The 13,425-nt window shown below is 41.4% G+C and carries 11 protein-coding genes and 1 pseudogene; 10 read left to right on the forward strand and 2 right to left on the reverse strand.

Features of this window, described 5'->3' with window-relative positions; all coding sequences use genetic code 11:
• Nucleotides 1-30 precede the first annotated feature (30 nt).
• Nucleotides 31-1,726, reverse strand: a pseudogene (locus tag QFZ87_RS07060) (L-lactate permease).
• A gap of 323 nt (nt 1,727-2,049) precedes the next feature.
• Here QFZ87_RS07060 and QFZ87_RS07065 point away from each other — a divergent pair.
• The 6 genes from QFZ87_RS07065 (at nt 2,050) to QFZ87_RS07090 (ending at nt 7,743) form a co-directional block, all read left to right on the forward strand.
• On the forward strand, nt 2,050-2,781 hold the full coding sequence (locus tag QFZ87_RS07065; protein WP_309859554.1) for a FadR/GntR family transcriptional regulator: 732 nt from the start codon (nt 2,050-2,052) through the stop codon (nt 2,779-2,781).
• A gap of 185 nt (nt 2,782-2,966) precedes the next feature.
• Nucleotides 2,967-3,683 (forward strand): (Fe-S)-binding protein, encoded by a 717-nt coding sequence (locus QFZ87_RS07070; RefSeq protein WP_309859557.1) that lies wholly within the window; start codon nt 2,967-2,969, stop codon nt 3,681-3,683.
• Nucleotides 3,684-3,761: 78 nt separating this feature from the next.
• Nucleotides 3,762-5,189, forward strand: a complete 1,428-nt coding sequence (locus QFZ87_RS07075; protein ID WP_309859559.1) for a LutB/LldF family L-lactate oxidation iron-sulfur protein — start codon at nt 3,762-3,764, stop codon at nt 5,187-5,189.
• On the forward strand, nt 5,189-5,905 hold the full coding sequence (locus QFZ87_RS07080; RefSeq protein WP_309859561.1) for a LutC/YkgG family protein: 717 nt from the start codon (nt 5,189-5,191) through the stop codon (nt 5,903-5,905). Before QFZ87_RS07075 ends, QFZ87_RS07080 begins: the two co-directional genes overlap by 1 nt.
• A gap of 154 nt (nt 5,906-6,059) precedes the next feature.
• Nucleotides 6,060-6,842 carry a hydroxypyruvate isomerase family protein gene (locus QFZ87_RS07085; RefSeq protein ID WP_309859564.1) on the forward strand — a complete coding sequence of 261 codons (783 nt, stop codon included), beginning with the start codon at nt 6,060-6,062 and terminating at the stop codon, nt 6,840-6,842.
• Between the two features lies 1 nt (nt 6,843).
• Nucleotides 6,844-7,743, forward strand: coding sequence for an NAD(P)-dependent oxidoreductase (locus QFZ87_RS07090; protein ID WP_309859567.1), 900 nt, complete (start codon nt 6,844-6,846; stop codon nt 7,741-7,743).
• Nucleotides 7,744-7,857: 114 nt separating this feature from the next.
• Here QFZ87_RS07090 and QFZ87_RS07095 read toward each other — a convergent pair whose 3' ends face one another.
• Entirely contained in the window at nt 7,858-8,235 is a 378-nt protein-coding gene (locus tag QFZ87_RS07095) for a rhodanese-like domain-containing protein (RefSeq protein WP_309859569.1), read from the reverse strand.
• Between the two features lie 255 nt (nt 8,236-8,490).
• Between QFZ87_RS07095 and QFZ87_RS07100 the strand changes: the two genes are divergently transcribed.
• The 4 genes from QFZ87_RS07100 to QFZ87_RS07115 all read left to right on the forward strand — a co-directional run bounded on the left by QFZ87_RS07100 (nt 8,491) and on the right by QFZ87_RS07115 (nt 13,401).
• The gene (locus QFZ87_RS07100; RefSeq protein ID WP_309859572.1) at nt 8,491-9,195 is read left to right on the forward strand and encodes a FadR/GntR family transcriptional regulator; all 705 of its coding nucleotides are present in this window, start codon (nt 8,491-8,493) and stop codon (nt 9,193-9,195) included.
• Nucleotides 9,196-9,263: 68 nt separating this feature from the next.
• Nucleotides 9,264-10,580, forward strand: a complete 1,317-nt coding sequence (locus tag QFZ87_RS07105; protein ID WP_309859575.1) for an FAD-binding oxidoreductase — start codon at nt 9,264-9,266, stop codon at nt 10,578-10,580.
• A gap of 2 nt (nt 10,581-10,582) precedes the next feature.
• Nucleotides 10,583-11,935, forward strand: coding sequence for a (Fe-S)-binding protein (locus QFZ87_RS07110; protein ID WP_309859577.1), 1,353 nt, complete (start codon nt 10,583-10,585; stop codon nt 11,933-11,935).
• The gene (locus tag QFZ87_RS07115) at nt 11,935-13,401 is read left to right on the forward strand and encodes an FAD-linked oxidase C-terminal domain-containing protein (RefSeq protein WP_309859580.1); all 1,467 of its coding nucleotides are present in this window, start codon (nt 11,935-11,937) and stop codon (nt 13,399-13,401) included. The genes QFZ87_RS07110 and QFZ87_RS07115 overlap by 1 nt, the downstream gene beginning before the upstream one ends.
• Nucleotides 13,402-13,425: the final 24 nt, after the last annotated feature.

A 13,425-nucleotide genomic window follows, 5' to 3' on the forward strand; every position in this document is an offset into this window, starting at 1 on the left:
ATATTTATGGCTGCAAAGTAATACTCTTTTTTACGGAATCATCCATGAAAGGACATTATTTTGCAGGAATGTGATAATACCTACCAATACAACAAGGAATAAGCTGTGCTTGATTGTAAAGCGGAACAAATCGGATTCTTTTCCTGCGAGTCCAACTGCTGCACACGCAACCGCAATGGACTGCGGGGATATCATTTTGCCGGTTACCCCTCCAGATGAGTTCGCAGCAATTGCAAGTACAGGGTCCATTCCAATAGAAGTGGCAGTGATTTTTTGTAGATTTCCGAACAGCAGGTTGGCAGATGTATCTGATCCTGTAATAAACACTCCGAGCCAGCCAAGGAATGGTGAGAAGAATGGGAACAATACCGATCCAGTTTTAGCCAAAGTCATTCCCTAGCGTTGTGCTCATTCCAGATGCATTTGTAATATAGGCAAAACCAACAACAGAAGCAATTGTTAGAATGGGAAACTTTAATTCATTAAGCGTTTCACCGAATGTAAGAATCCAGTTTTTCCATGAGATGCCAACAATAAACTTTGAAATGATAGCAGCTATTAAAATAGCGGTTCCGGCTGCTCCGAGAATTTCCAGCTTGTAAACAGCAGCAATTGGATCGCCTGCAGTATTGATGATTTTATTATTCAATAATGGTACTTCAGGCATGAATGTCAGTATGTGTCCAATAGAATTAATGACTTTCAGGAATGGATTGGCACCTTCATAATGCCCAGTAAGAGCTAACTTGACAGTTGGGATTCCCCATACTGAAATGATTGCAGTCAGCACAAGGAATGGAGACCAAGCCTTGAAAATTTGTCCCGCCGTATTCGTCTTCTGAAAGTTTCCAACCGGGTGTTTAACAGCTGCTGTTGCTGCAAGTTCCTGCTCTGCTGCAAAGCGGAAAATGGTCTTAGGCTTCCAAAACTTCAAGAAGATGGCCAAAGCGAACAAGGATACAAGGGAGGAAAGAATATCCGGAAGTTCAGGTCCCATGAAATTGGAAGTTATATATTGAGTCAATGCAAAGGAAATTCCTGAGACGAGTATTGCGGGCATAATTTCCATTGCTCTTTTAAATCCTGCCATAATGACAACTAAATAGAAGGGGATAAATACAGACAAGAACGGAAGCTGACGGCCGACCATTTTGGAGATTTCCATTGCCGGTACCCCTGTCGGACCTTCTACAGCAATAATTGGTATACCGATCGCCCCGAAAGCAACAGGTGCAGTGTTGGCGATTAGGCATAGGCCTGCAGCATATAAAGGATTAAAGCCAAGTCCAACCAGTAGTGCGGCAGAGATAGCTACCGGGGCTCCGAAACCAGCGGCACCTTCCAAAAACGCACCAAAAGAGAACGCTACCAAAAGTGCCTGCAAACGGCGATCTTCAGTAATAGACAGTACAGAGTTTCTAATAATATCAAATTGTCCCGTTTTAACAGTCAACTTGTACAAAAATACAGAAGTAATGATAATCCAGCCGATTGGCAGGATACCGTAAACAGCTCCCTGTGTCGCAGACATTACAGCCATTCCGGCAGGCATTTTAAAGGCTATAACAGCAACCAGCAATGCAACTGCAAGTGTTGAAAGTCCCGCAACATGCCCCTTCATTCTTTTGACCGCCAAAGCCCAGAAAAAATATAAAATAGGAATTAGTGCAACAATGGCTGACAGAGCAAGATTATCTCCTACAGCTGTAAAATTTTGAGTAAACAATATAATATACCCCCCTTAATAATGTAAAAACTGAGTGTAAAAATATTACGGTAAGGTCCTCCTTTGCTGATAGTAATCGCTTTCATTTTGACGTATGGTCATCTGATGACTAGGTGATTAACTGCTATAGAAAAGTATAGGGGATATTTATTAACTTGACAATATATTTATTTACTTTGGTGAAAATTCCAAATATTAAAGTGGGTTTTCATAGTAATTCCTATAAAATCATTTTTTTGGGAATTAATAATAAAGACGGTCCTCCCGAAAAGCTGTATAATTGGAGTGGGATTTACGTAAATGGAGACATGGGGGCAAACATATTGAAATATAAAAAGATTAAGCCGAAAAAAATATATGAAGAAGTCGCCGAAACAATATATGAATTAATCAGGTCTGGACAGCTGCAACCAGGTGATAAGCTCGATTCGGTTACACAGCTCGCTGAGAATTTCAACGTCGGCCGTTCAGCCATCCGCGAAGCGTTGACAGCCTTAAGAGCAATGGGGTTAATCGAAATCAGACAGGGGGAAGGAACATATGTCAGGGAATTTGAGACAGAACAAATAACTTTTCCACTTTCAACGGCCATACTAATGAACAAGGAAGACATTGCCCATCTGCTGGAGGTTCGAAAAATTCTTGAACTTGGAACCGTTTTTGCGGCTGCACAGAAAAGAACCGACTCCCAGCTTAAAGCAATGGAGGTAGCTCTGGAAGACATGAAACTTGTCAATGGCGATGAAGAACTCGGGGAAAAAGCCGATTTAGCTTTCCATTTGGCCATTGCGGAGGGATCACAAAATCCCCTATTGACCAGCCTGATGAATCACGTTTCAGGTCTTATGGGAGAAACAATGAAAGAAACCCGACGACTATGGCTCTATTCTAAGCAAACTACCACTTACAGGCTCTATGAAGAGCATGCTTCTATATATCAGGCAATAAAGGAACAGGATAAAGAATTAGCAAGATCACTGATGCTTGAGCACATTGAAAATGTTGAGCGTGTCCTCCATAATTTTTTGGCAAAAACAAAAGTAAAGTCTGAATAACGACTGCACCTTCGTCAATGATGGAGGTCAGTTTTTTTTGTAAATTTCTGAAAACCCTTCCAAAAATAAATAAATATATAGTATTATAATTATTAATCGCGCCTTCGCATTTCAGGTCATCTGATGACCAGTTAAGTTGAAAGTGCAGTAAATGGCAAGATAGAACGTTTCAGGGAGAGATTAGAATGAAAGTGACTCTTTTTGCAACATGCCTTGTAGACATGTTTCAGAGTGATGTAGGAAAAGCAACTGTGGAGCTGTTAGAAAGGCTCGGATGTGAAATTGATTTTCCAGAATCCCAGGTCTGCTGTGGGCAGCCAGCATATAACAGCGGCTATGTTAAAGAATCAAAGGAAGCAATGAAGAGGATGATCGAAACCTTTGAACATGCCGAGTATATTGTATCACCTTCGGGTTCGTGTGCCTTCATGTTCCATGAATATCCGCATGTTTTTAAAGGGGACCCTGTATGGGAGCCAAGGGCAAGTGCACTTGCCGTGAAAACGTATGAGCTTACACAATTTATTGTAGATGTATTAAAAATTGAGGACGTCGGTGCCACGTTTGAAGGCAATGTGACTTATCATACCTCCTGTCACATGACAAGGCTGCTTGGAGTCAGAAAAGCACCGATGATTCTTTTGGAAAATGTAAAAGGTCTTAAGTTTACAGAGCTACCAGGAAAAGAGCAGTGCTGCGGCTTTGGGGGAACATTTTCTGTGAAAATGGCCCAGATTTCAGAGCAAATGGTCGATGAAAAAGTCATGCATGTAGAAGAAACGGAAGCTGGTTACTTGATTGGTGCAGACGCAGGCTGCTTGATGAATATCGGTGGACGAATTGAAAGAAAAGGTAAACCAATTAAAGTCATGCATATCGCCGAAATATTGAACAGCCGGTAAATCCCGATATGTATGGGGAAATCCACGATTGCTTTGCAACAAGGCTTCTAGATTCCATAAGAATGGAGGGATGATCCGATGGCTATGAAAATCGGAAAAGATGAGTTTAAAGAACGCGTGGGAAAAGGAATCAATGATTCTTTCATGCGCGGTGCTGTTGCCGGGGCACAGGAACGCATGGGTTCCCGTCGTCTTGATGTGACTGAAGAAATGGGGAACTGGGAAGAATGGCGGTCCCATGGGGAAGAAATCAGGCAGCATGTGCTTGGAAATCTAGATTATTATCTCCACCAATTGAGCGAGAATGTTGCCAAACGTGGCGGACATGTATTTTTTGCCCAAACAGCTGAAGAAGCAAACGATTATATCAAAGGCGTCATTGCCAAAAAGAATGCAAAAAAAGTGGTAAAATCCAAATCAATGGTGACAGAGGAAATTTCACTCAATGCAGCACTTGAACAAACTGGCTGCGAGGTAATTGAAACTGACCTAGGCGAATACATTCTTCAGGTAGATGATCATGAGCCTCCGTCTCATATTGTTGTACCTGCACTGCATAAAAACAAGGAACAAATTCGTGATGTGTTCACGGAAAAGCTAGGATACGATAAAACTTCTAAGCCAGAGGAATTGGCTTGGCATGCTCGCCAGACACTACGGGAAAAGTTTTTATCCGCTGATGTTGGTATCACTGGCTGTAACTTTGCCGTTGCGGAAACGGGTTCCTTCAGCCTTGTCACTAATGAAGGAAATGCCGACTTAGTCACTGCTCTTCCGAAAACACAGATTACCGTAATGGGAATGGAAAGGCTGGTTCCGACCTTCGAGGAAATGGAAGTTCTCGTCAGCCTGCTTACAAGAAGTGCGGTTGGGCAAAAATTAACAAGCTATATTACTGTTTTAACTGGTCCCAGGGAAGAGTTTGACACAGACGGTCCAGAGGAATTTCACCTTGTTATTGTAGATAATGGGCGATCGGACATTCTTGGAGGCGAATTTCAGTCCGTTCTCCAGTGTATCCGCTGTGCCGCATGCATCAATGTTTGCCCAGTATACCGTCATATCGGGGGCCATTCGTATGGGTCAATCTACTCCGGCCCGATTGGGGCAGTGCTCTCACCGCTGTTGGGAGGCTATGATGAATACAAGGAGCTTCCGTATGCCTCTACATTGTGCGGAGCATGTACCGAGGTTTGCCCGGTAAAAATTCCGCTGCATGAACTGCTCCATAAACACCGTCAGGTCATTGTGGAACAAGAAGGAAAGGCGCCAATTTCCGAAAAGCTTGCGATGAAAGCATTTGGCTTAGGAGCTGCTTCCCCTGCTCTATATAAAATTGGATCAAAAATTGCGCCTACTGCTATGAACCCATTCACTGTCGGCGACAAAATTTCAAAAGGGCCGGGGCCATTAAAAGCCTGGACAGATATCAGGGAATTTCCAGCTCCAAATAAAGAAAGATTCAGAGACTGGTTTAAAAACAGGGATAAAGGAGGCAATGAGTAATGGCAGGAAGCATTCAAAACCGTGAAGTGTTTTTAGACAAAATCGCCAACCGCCTTGGGCGCTCCCGGTCAAATGAAGTAAAACGGCCAGAATGGAAATTTCAACCTCAGGAGCAGGTGCTAAAGGGTGCGTCACCTGATGAACTTGTTGAGGTACTAAAAACCCACTGCCTGAAAATCCACACGAGCCTTGTCCTTACGAATAAAAAAGAGCTTTCCAAAAAACTGAATGAAACAGTTTCCAACTATGGCGGTGGCCCCGTGATTGCCTGGAAGGATCAACGTTTTTCTGATTGGGGTCTTAATCCTTTAATGAAAGAGGAATGGCCAGAACAAAATATTGAGTTTTATGAGTGGGATCACTCGAAGGGCGATGAGAATATCCGTCAGGCTGAAAAGGCAAACGTTGGAATCACAATCAGCGAAATTACCCTTGCTGAATCAGGCACCGTGGTACTGTTTAGCGATAAGGATAAAGGAAGGTCTGTTTCTTTCCTCCCTGCCACATATATCGCGCTTATTCCTAAAAGCAGCATTGTACCCCGCATGACCCAAGCAGCAAGAAAAATGCGTGAAATGCACTTGGCTGGGAAACAAGTTGCTTCGTGCGTTAATTTCATAACTGGTCCAAGCAACTCGGCAGACATTGAATTGAACCTGGTCGTGGGTGTTCACGGCCCTGTTAAGGCAACCTATATTATTATTGAAGATTTATAACAAAAGATAGAAATAGCATAAAGAGGAGTTAGTCTAATTTTTGGACCGGCTCCTTTTTTATATAGTGTGTTCTAGCATATTCAGAAGAGAAAAAGAGGTTTTTGAAGAATTTTTACAGTAAAATTTACTTAAATATATTTGCTGGAGGGTATTGATGAACAAATATACTGTGAATCTTTCAACGATTTTTACTGAAGTTCCTTTTTTGGAGCGATTTAAGAAAGCACGGGATTTTGGATTTTCGTATGTTGAATGCCAATTTCCATATATATCTTCAATAATAGATATCCAACAAGAACTTGAACAGCATCAATTAGCAATGGTGTTATTGAATTTGCCTCCGGGGAATTGGGAAAAGGGAGATCGAGGGATAGCTGCGGATCCTACTAGAGTTAACGAATTTAGAAGATCGGTACATGAAGGAATAAAGTATGCTACAGCATTGAAAGTTTCTAAGATTCATTGTATGGCAGGTATCGTTTCCGAAGTGAATACTGATAAAGCAAGGGAGACTTATAAAGATAACCTTCATTATGCGGGAACGGAAATGGCAAAGCACGGCCTGACGATTTTAATAGAACCAATTAACCAATACGATATGCCTGGTTATTTTTTGAATGATATTCGCGAGGCAGAACAGATACTAAAAGAAGTGGATTTACCGAATGTGAAGCTTCAATTTGATTTTTACCATATTGAAAGAGTACATGGTAACTCGCTTTCAATCTATAAACAGTATGCTGACATCGTTGGTCATGTGCAAATAGCGGATGTTCCAGGACGGCACCAACCAGGTACCGGGGAAATGGACTATCAAAAGGTTATACACTATTTAAATGATACATACGAGGGTTTCATTGGGCTTGAATATACTCCCCACGGAAAAAGCGAAGAAAGTTTCGAGTGGCTATCGTGGATAAGTAAAGGAGAGAAATAGAATGAAAATCGGATTTATTGGAACGGGTGTTATGGGTTCCAGGATGGTAAAAAGGCTGCTTGATCATGGATATCAAGTGCATGTATATAACCGTACCAAGGCGAAAGTAAAAGCACTTGAAGAGCATGGAGCGATGTATGTAGAATCCATTTCATCGATTTCACTTGATTGTGACATCATTTGTACATGTTTATCTATGCCTGAGGATGTATTGGAAGTTTATCTAGGAAACTCTGGAATTATCGAACATGCACGTCCCGGTACAATTTGTATAGACCTAACATCAGTGGGAGCAGATACAAGCAAAACAATCTCCGTGCAAGCATGTGAAAAAGGAATATTTTATCTCGATTCTCCAGTAAGCGGAGGGCCTGAAGGAGCAGAGAATGGGACGTTAACAATAATGGTTGGTGGCGAGAAGCAGGCCTTTGAAAAAGTTTTACCTTTACTGAGCGTTTTAGGAGAAACGATTGAATATCTCGGTCCGTCCGGATCTGGAAGCATTGCCAAACTCCTAAATCAATATCTCGTAGCTGTCCATTCACTTGCTGCTTCAGAAGTAATGGTAACTGGAGCTACATTTGGTCTTGATTCTGAACAGCTATACAATATTTTAAAAGTCAGCTATGGGGACAGTCGTATTTTGCGGAGGCATATGGAACAATATGTGTTTGACCGCCAATTTCAACCGGGCGGTGCAGTGAAATATGTCCATAAAGATGTCCGATTGGCAAATCAGCTTTTACATAAGGCAGGTATTAAACAATTTACAGGTCAAATGGCAGAGCAGGCTTTTAGCAATGCAGCAAAGCACGGTCTTAACGATTTAGACATGTCGGCAGTGATCGTGCCTCTGGAAGAGCAATGTGGGGTTGTTGTTAAGAAAGAGGCTCAAAATTAAGAGAACAACAAAAAAAGCCTTCGATTCCTACTAAATATTGGGTTCGAAGGCATTCTTTTATCCATTTGCGTGACAGGCTCTTTTATATACCTATTAAGAATTTTGTCTAATTACTTATTCTTTTTCAATATCATATCCCCAGGTATTCATTCCGCCAGTCATATTGTAAATTTTAGAAAAACGATTACTTGTCAATATTTCACTGGCTTGAGCCGATCGATTCCCACTTCGACAAACCACTAAATATGGTTTTTCTTTTTCCAATTCATTCAAACTACTTTCTAATTCTTGTAGTGGTACCAGCTTCGAATTTGGGATATGACCTTCTTGATACTCTTCAGGCGTTCGAACATCTAAGACTACTACTTTTTTGTTGTCTATTAATTTCTTGGCTTCCTCCGATGATACATTCCTATATCCTTCGGTACTGATTCCACAAGCAGATAGGAATATTAGTAAGATGACTGATGATAATGATAAAAATATCTTCATTTTAATACCCCTCTAAAAAATAAGGGGTACCCCCTTTCCTTTGATAGTTTTCCTTATTATACCTTGTAGGGTATTGTTGTGGCTGAGTTAAATATGAACAATTATCAAACTAAATGAAGTGTTGATTTATTTTAATTTTCACAACTAATATTTAATTCAGAAAATTTATTGAATTTCAACGTTAAGCGTGTTTTAATAAATGTAAAGGTTTACTTGTCAGATATGTGATATCTGAAAGGAAGGGGGGAGATGTGTATGCAGGTAAAAAAAATCACGACAAAGAAAGTATCCGATTCGGTTGTAGAGCAAATGGAGGAGTTGATTAAATCTGGAACGTTCCAGGCGGGAGAAAAGCTTCCTTCAGTCCGGGAACTTTGTGAGATGTTCGGTGTCGGCCGTTCTGCTGTACGCGATGCCATAACGACCTTAAAAGGTAAAGGTGTTGTCGATGTAAAGCAGGGGGAAGGAACTTATATTCTTGAATTTGATTCAACCAGATTATTTAACAATCAACTGTTGCTTCCACGCCCTAGGGATATCAGCGAACTTTTTCAAGTTAGGAAGCTTTTAGAGCCTGGTATTACTGAGATGGCAGCGAACAATCGTACTGAGGTGGATTTAAATCTCATGGAAAAAATTCTCTCAAACCAAGCTACTAAGGGTTGGGAGGCAGATTATCTCTTACATACAGCAATTGCTCGGGCTGCAGGAAATGAAATTATCATCCAACTTCTGAAATTCATCTCGACGACAATGAAGAATGCCATGATCGACTTTCACAACTATATCGAGAAAAATCCAGACATCGCTCACATGATTGAAAAACAGCATGCAGGAATCTATCAATCAATTAAGTTAGGGATGTGCCAGAAAGCGAAACAGAAGATGATGGAACATTTGAATTTTGTTGAAAAGGAGCTTTTAAAAAGTCATGTTTTTGAACAATCATCTAGTAGTTAGATGAAAATGTATTTTTTTGCAAGAAAGTAGAAACGGTGTTGCTTATTACGAAACAGGAGGTGCTGGTATTGATTACGGCAGAACTTTTAACAGAGTTAAAGGCCATTATATCTGAAGATCAAGTCGTAGAAGGAGAAAATCACCCGCTGGGGAATAGTGGGTGTGTGAAGGTTTATCCCAAAACAGAGGAAGAAATAGCTGCAGTACTTAAATATGCTAATGATACTCGTAAAAAGGTATGTATCGAAGGCAGTGGAACAAAAAGAGGGTTTGGTGGTTTGACAGAGTCAACCGATATTTTACTTTCCTTATCTAATTATAAAGGGATTGTGGAACACGTTGTGGGTGACATGACGTTAACAGTGAAAGCTGGAACAACCTTTAAGGAGTTACAAGAGTATTTGGCACAGCACAAACAAAAAATCTCACTAGACCCCTACCTGCCGGAGTCAGCTACCATTGGTGGAATCATTGCATCTAATGAAAGCGGGCCCAAGAGGCTGGGCTATGGGTCTTCAAGAGACGTTGTAATCGGTCTAAGAGTTGTATACCCAGACGGTAAAGTACTACGGGCCGGCGGAAAAGTAGTAAAAAACGTGGCCGGTTATGATATGAACAAATTGTTTATAGGATCAATGGGTACGTTGGGTGTGTTATCTGAAGTAACGGTAAAGCTTCGTCCACTCCCTAAATATGAAAGTTTACATTTATTATTTTTTCCTCAAGGAAATATGGAAGAGATTCGGGCGCTTGCCATAAAGCTCCTCGATTCTACAATCGAGCCTGTAACTCTTGAACTGTTAAGCCCAGCACTTTCGGAAAAATTGACAGGGAAAAGCTGTTTTACTTTAGCTATTGGACTAGAAGATGTTGAAACATCTGTACGATATCAAGAGAATTTGATTCAAAGCATGCAGCCTGCCCAGACAGATTTGAAAATTCTTGCACAGCAAGAAGCACAATCGTTTTGGAACCAATTTTACACCATTACTTCTACTTCCTCGACAAACAGCAGCAGTGTAACTCAGGCTTCTTTAAAAATTGGCGTCATAAATATGGACGTCACAAACGTGATAAAAGAAAGTCATCTCCTTAGTGATACTCATAATTTAGATGTTGATGCACATGGCGGTCTAGGCCACGGTTTATGCCAAGTAAACTTAAAAGGTGCAAAAGACGATGTTGTTTCAGCCATCCTGCAAATAAGAGCTTCCGTAACAAGATTAGGTGGATACGCAGTAGTCAAGCATTTACCGTTTACTTTACGACAGGAAGTAAATGTTTGGGGTGAAAGGCCTGCGCATTTCTTCCTATTAGAAGGAATCAAATCGAAGGTAGACCCAAATAAAATTCTTAATCCTAAAAGATTTGTAGGGGAGATTTAATCATGAGTCTAAAAGAAACGGATTTAACAAAAGATCCAGTATGTACCACGGGTTTGAGTAATTATCTCGCGAAAGACCATCCCGATGAAAACAAATGGGCAGATTGTGTCCATTGCGGTATGTGCTTAGAATCATGCCCGACCTATGAGATTACAGGGCAGGAACAGCATTCCCCCCGTGGACGCGTTCATCTAATTAAATCAGTAGCGGAAGGTAAACTCACTGTCAACGAGCAGTTTATGGATCCTGTTTTTACTTGTCTAGATTGTCGTGCCTGCACAACTGCTTGTCCTGCGGATGTTGAAGTAGGCGGACTGATCGAAGAAGCCCGTGGCCAGGTTCGACAGGCAATGCCATTAACAGGCTTGAAAGGAACTGTAAGCAAAGTGTTCCTGCAAGGGCTGTTCCCGCATCAAAACCGGCTGAACTCACTAGGAAGCCTGCTGCGTTTCTATCAAAAGAGCGGCATGCAGAAGGTAGTCCGAAAATCAAAGCTGATTAATATCATGCCACAGCATTTAGTGGAAATGGAAGCAATTATGCCCGAGGTCAAGGAGCCGGTTCGTAAAAAGTACAAAAATGAAAAGGTTATTAAAGCCAAAGGTGAAACAAAGAATGAGGTATCATTTTTAACAGGCTGCGTCATGGATGTTATGTTTAGTGATATTAATGAAGCAACGATTAATGTATTAACCCGTAATGGTAATGACGTAACTATTCCGAAGAACCAAACCTGCTGCGGAGCGCTGCATGTTCATGCAGGTGACCGTGAAACAGGAAGAAAGCTGGCAAAACAAAATATCGAAGCTTTTAAAGATTCCAATAAGGTTATTGTTAACGCAGCTGGCTGTGGATGCGCACTTAAGGAGTATGCAGAATTGTTCCGTGACGATCCAGAGTGGCATGAAAAAGCAAAAGAGTTCTCGGCAAAAGTTGAGGACATTTCAAAATATCTTCATGATACCGGCTACGAAAAACCTAAGGCGGAAATAAAAACTCGAATCACGTATCATGATGCATGCCATTTGGCACACGGACAGGGAATACGTCAAGAACCTCGCGATCTCTTGCTCAATATTCCTGGAGTGGAAATGGTTCATATGCCAAATTCAGACCGTTGCTGTGGCAGTGCAGGAATTTACAATATTACCAATCCAGAAATGGCGTCTGCTGTGCTAGAGAGCAAAATGCAAAATGTCCCTGAAGATGTAGAAATGATCTCCATGGGTAACCCTGGGTGTATGCTTCAAATGGCCATGGGAGTACAAAAGTATGGACGAAATCAAAAAATAGTGCATACGATTCAGCTGCTGGATTGGGCTTATAAAAAAGAGGACGGTAAGGGGGAACTATAATGGCAGTCAAGGGAATCAAATCAAACGATCGACATATTATGAATCTTGCAAACATTGTAGGGGATGCCCGCTCCATCGTTTACCATAAGGAAGATTTAATAGCTTATGATTGTGATGGCTTCACATTACATAAGCATTTGCCTAAAGCGGTTGTATTTCCAAAAAACACTGAGGAAGTGGCAGCGCTAGTTAAATATTGTTCTAATCATCAATTGCCATTCCTCGCCCGCGGTGCAGGAACAGGACTAAGCGGAGGGGCTATCCCGTTAAATGGAGAGGTAATTATTAGTCTAGTTCGAATGAAAAAGTTGTTAAGTGTAGATTTCGAAAATAGACGCGCTGTCGTACAACCGGGTTTTGTCAATTTGAAGCTGACGAATTCAATTGCTGATAAGGGTTATTATTATGCTCCCGACCCATCAAGCCAGTATTGTTGTACAATCGGTGGAAATGTTGCAGAAAATGCTGGTGGTGCTCACTGTCTTAAGTATGGTGTCACAACTAACCACATCCTTGGCCTTGAGGTAGTATTGCCAAATGGGGAAATTGTTGAGATTGGAGCTAACGGGATTCCTGATGAACCGGGTTACGATTTGCTTGGTCTGTTAACAGGATCTGAGGGGACGTTGGGGATTGTTACGAAGATCACCGTTCGAATTCTAAAAAACCCTGAAGCAAAGAAAACTGTATTGGCTTATTTTGATAAAGTGGAAGATGGAAGCCAGGCAGTTTCTGATATTATTTCAGCGGGAATTGTTCCTGCTGCACTGGAAATGATGGATAAAACGGCAATTGAGGGTGTAGAAGCGGCAGCATTCCCAGTGGGGCACCCAAAGGATATTGAGGCAGTGCTTCTTATCGAAGTAGATGGGATTGCAGAAGGATTAGATGAGCAAATCAATCAAATTCTGGAAGTCTGCAAAAAGAGAAACGTGCGTGAGGTTAGAGCTGCAAAGGATGAGGCAGAACGAGGTAGATGGTGGGCAAACCGGAAAACAGGATTTGGTGCAATGGGGGCAATTTCTCCGGATTATTTAGTACAGGACGGTGTTATTCCTCGAAGCAGGCTGCCGGAAGTTCTTAGTAGAATTAATAAAATTAGCGAAGAATCGGGACTTCGGATTGCGAATATTTTTCATGCGGGAGACGGGAACCTTCACCCATTAGTACTTTTCGATGCTAGAATCCCTGGGGAAAGTGAAAAGGCTTTAGAAGCAGGAAGTGCCTGTCTGCAAGCTTGTGCTGATGTAGGTGGTACCATTACCGGTGAGCATGGCGTGGGTATTGAGAAGAGAGAAGAAATGCGCTTTGTATTTACAGATGATGAGATTATCGCACAAACGGATATTCGTGAAGTTTTCAATCCTCATAATCTATTAAATGCAGGAAAGCTATTCCCGATGCCGGGACGCTGTGTGGAAATTAAGAGAGACTTAAAAGAAAAAGAAACTGTCATTTCACAATAATCTTATTTCAATAAATTTTGCCAA

Source organism: Bacillus sp. SLBN-46 (genome assembly GCF_031453555.1).
GTDB lineage: Bacteria > Bacillota > Bacilli > Bacillales > Cytobacillaceae > Neobacillus.

Bases quoted from the DNA above. Each gene is read 5' to 3' on its own strand.
- QFZ87_RS07100 (WP_309859572.1), top strand. From the start codon at position 8,491: ATGCAGGTAAAAAAAATCACGACAAAGAAAGTATCCGATTCGGTTGTA.
- QFZ87_RS07070 (WP_309859557.1), top strand. From the start codon at position 2,967: ATGAAAGTGACTCTTTTTGCAACATGCCTTGTAGACATGTTTCAGAGT.
- QFZ87_RS07085 (WP_309859564.1), top strand. From the start codon at position 6,060: ATGAACAAATATACTGTGAATCTTTCAACGATTTTTACTGAAGTTCCT.
- QFZ87_RS07115 (WP_309859580.1), top strand. From the start codon at position 11,935: ATGGCAGTCAAGGGAATCAAATCAAACGATCGACATATTATGAATCTT.
- QFZ87_RS07075 (WP_309859559.1), top strand. From the start codon at position 3,762: ATGGCTATGAAAATCGGAAAAGATGAGTTTAAAGAACGCGTGGGAAAA.
- QFZ87_RS07095 (WP_309859569.1), bottom strand. From the start codon at position 8,235: ATGAAGATATTTTTATCATTATCATCAGTCATCTTACTAATATTCCTA.
- QFZ87_RS07090 (WP_309859567.1), top strand. From the start codon at position 6,844: ATGAAAATCGGATTTATTGGAACGGGTGTTATGGGTTCCAGGATGGTA.
- QFZ87_RS07080 (WP_309859561.1), top strand. From the start codon at position 5,189: ATGGCAGGAAGCATTCAAAACCGTGAAGTGTTTTTAGACAAAATCGCC.
- QFZ87_RS07110 (WP_309859577.1), top strand. From the start codon at position 10,583: ATGAGTCTAAAAGAAACGGATTTAACAAAAGATCCAGTATGTACCACG.